The sequence below is a fragment of the Micrococcus luteus genome (genome assembly GCF_022664405.1).
Lineage (GTDB): Bacteria > Actinomycetota > Actinomycetes > Actinomycetales > Micrococcaceae > Micrococcus > Micrococcus luteus.
Map to the genome: position 1 here is coordinate 1 of NZ_JAKRLB010000044.1, position 2646 is coordinate 2646.

Below are 2646 nucleotides of genomic sequence, written 5' to 3' on the forward strand. Positions count from 1 at the left end.
TGTAAGCGGCCATGAAAAGCTGCCCATAGGTGGCCAGGGAATGACCCGCTGACGGCCATGAGGACTGCCCAGTGATGGCCACGGGAACTGCCCGGTGCTGGCCATCTGGTTTGCCCGCGTTGCTCGTTGCCCGCCGCGTCGTGAGCCGGCGGGGGCCTCCTCCCCGGGTTGGATATCGGTGTCGAATCGAATCCAGCGAGGAAGAGGCCCTGAATGAAGGATGCCGCAGAAACCATGAAAATACTCAGTGCCTATGACCTGACCAAGTCATTGCGGGGCGCCGCCGAGCTGGCCGGTTGCTCCCATCACACCGTGGCCCGGCTGGTGCGGGCCCGCGACGCCGGCCAGACCCCTGGATCCGGAGCCAGCCGCCCGAAGGTCACCGATGTCTGGCTGCCCAAGATCGAGGAATGGGTCGAGGCCTCCACGGGCAGGATCCGCGCCGATGTCGTGCACGCCAAGCTCACCGCAATGGGCTACACCGGCTCTGAGCGCTCCACCCGGCGGGCGGTGGCCGAGGTGAAGGCCGCCTGGCGGGCCGGGAAGCGCCGGGTGCACCGGCCCTGGATCACCGAGCCGGGCGCATGGCTGCAGTACGACTTCGGCGATGGGCCGGCGATCGACGGGGCCAAGACGGTGCTGTTCGTGGCCTGGCTGGCCTGGTCCCGCTACCGGATCGTCATCGCCCTGCGTGATAGGACGGCTCCGAGTGTGTTCGCCGCCCTGGACCGGTGCTTCCGGCTGATCGGGGGCGCGCCGACCTATGTGCTGACGGATAACGAGAAGACAGTGACGGTCTCTCATGTGGCCGGGGTGCCGGTGCGTAACCAGGCCACCGTGGCGTTTGCTCGGCATTACGGCGTGGAGGTGCTGACCTGCCAGCCAGCGGATCCGGCCGCCAAGGGCGGGGTGGAGAACGCGGTGAAGCTGGCCAAGGCCGACCTGGTCCCGAAGGACACCAACCTGCGGGACCAGTACGCCTCGTTCGCTGAGCTCGAGGCCGCCTGCGCGGGGTTCATGGCCATGGTGAACTCCCGGGAGCACCGGGTGACCCGGCGCCGCCCGGACCACATGCTCGCCGAGGAGACCAGCGCGTTGCATCGGATCCCCGCCACGGCGCACACCGTGGCCTACGGGGTGGGACGGAAGGTGCCGGAGAACACGCCGATGGTCTCCTTCGAAAACGCCCAGTACTCGGTGCCCGCGCACCTGCTCGGGGCCGAGGTGTTCGTGCGCCATCACGGCACCGGACCGGACTCGATGGTGGTGATCATGCACGCCGGTGCGCAGGGGCCGGTGGAGGTCGCCCGGCACCGGGTGGCCCGGCCCGGGTCCCCGGCCATCGACGACGCGCACTTCCCCGGCCACGAGACGGACAAGGTGCCCGGGGACTACACCCCGGTGCCCCGTTCGGCGGCGGAGGCCGAGTTCCTGGCCATCGGGGCCGGAGCGAGGACCTGGCTGGTGGAGGCCGCCGCGGCCGGCACCAGCCGGATCGGTCAGAAGATGGCCGAGGCCGTCACCCTGGCCAAGCTCGCCGGCACCGACCAGGTCGACCGCGCCCTCGGGGTGGCCGCGGTGCACCAGCGCTTCGCCCACGGCGACCTGGCCTCCCTGCTCACCGCCGCCGGCCACCGCACCGGGATGCACACCGCCACCGAGGAACGGTCCCTGACCCAGGGCACCGCCGGCTGGGCCGGCCTCGGTACCTCCAACACCGAGGGGGCAGCCCGGTGAGCATCCACACCCCGAACACCGCCGCACCGGCGCTGCCGGCCGATTTGGAGGCGCTGTTGCGGCAGCTGAAGATGCCCCACGCCCGCGGTATCGCCGCCGAGGTACTGGCCACCGCCCGGGCCCAACGCTGGGAGCCGGCCGAGGTCCTCAAGGCCCTGCTGGTCGAGGAGACCACCGGTCGGGCCCGATCCATGCTCGCCGCCCGGCGCAAGGCCGCCGGGTTCCCCACCGGCAAGACCTTCACGACCTGGGATCCGGGCGCCTCCTCGATCCCGGCCCCGACCCAGCAGTCCCTGCGCACCCTGGAATGGCTCTCGCGCAGAGAGAACCTCGTGGTCTGCGGGCCCTCCGGCACCGGCAAGACCTTCTTCCTCGAGGCCCTGGGCCAGCAGGCCGTGGAGGAGGGCAAGCGGGTGGCCTGGTTCACCCTGGAGGACCTCGGGGCGATGATCCGGGCCCACCGGCCCGATGACACCATCACCAAAGCCGTCGCCCGAATCCTGCGCGCCGACCTGATCGTCATCGACGACATCGGCCTGCTGCCGGTCGCCGACGATGCCGCCGAGGGCCTCTACCGCATCGTGGACGCCGCCTACGAGAAACGCTCCGTAGCGATCAGCTCGAACCTGCACCCGGCCGGCTTCGACGAGCTGATGCCCAAGACCCTGGCCAACGCCACCGTGGACCGGCTCCTGCACCACGCCCACGTGTGCCAGACCACCGGAGACTCCGTACGGATGACCCAGGCAATGGCCGGGAAGGGAGTCATGCCACTGAACTGATCCCATCACGGTGGCCAGCACCACCACCCAAACGGGCAAACCAGCTGGCCACCAGTGGGCAGTTCTGATGGCCACCAGCGGGAAGAAACACTGGCCGCCTATGGGCAGAACTCAATGGCCCTTGACA

At 70.0% G+C, this 2646-nt stretch carries 2 protein-coding genes; both read left to right on the plus strand.

Annotation, left to right across the window (positions count from 1 at the left end):
* The first annotated feature begins 213 nt into the window (after positions 1 to 213).
* Positions 214 to 1737: an IS21-like element ISMlu14 family transposase gene (locus MF605_RS11820; RefSeq protein WP_031943827.1), complete on the plus strand. Its 1524-nt coding sequence runs from the start codon at positions 214 to 216 to the stop codon at positions 1735 to 1737.
* Positions 1734 to 2519, plus strand: coding sequence for an IS21-like element helper ATPase IstB (gene istB, locus MF605_RS11825; RefSeq protein ID WP_134416467.1), 786 nt, complete (start codon positions 1734 to 1736; stop codon positions 2517 to 2519). The genes MF605_RS11820 and istB overlap by 4 nt, the downstream gene beginning before the upstream one ends.
* Positions 2520 to 2646 lie beyond the last annotated feature (127 nt).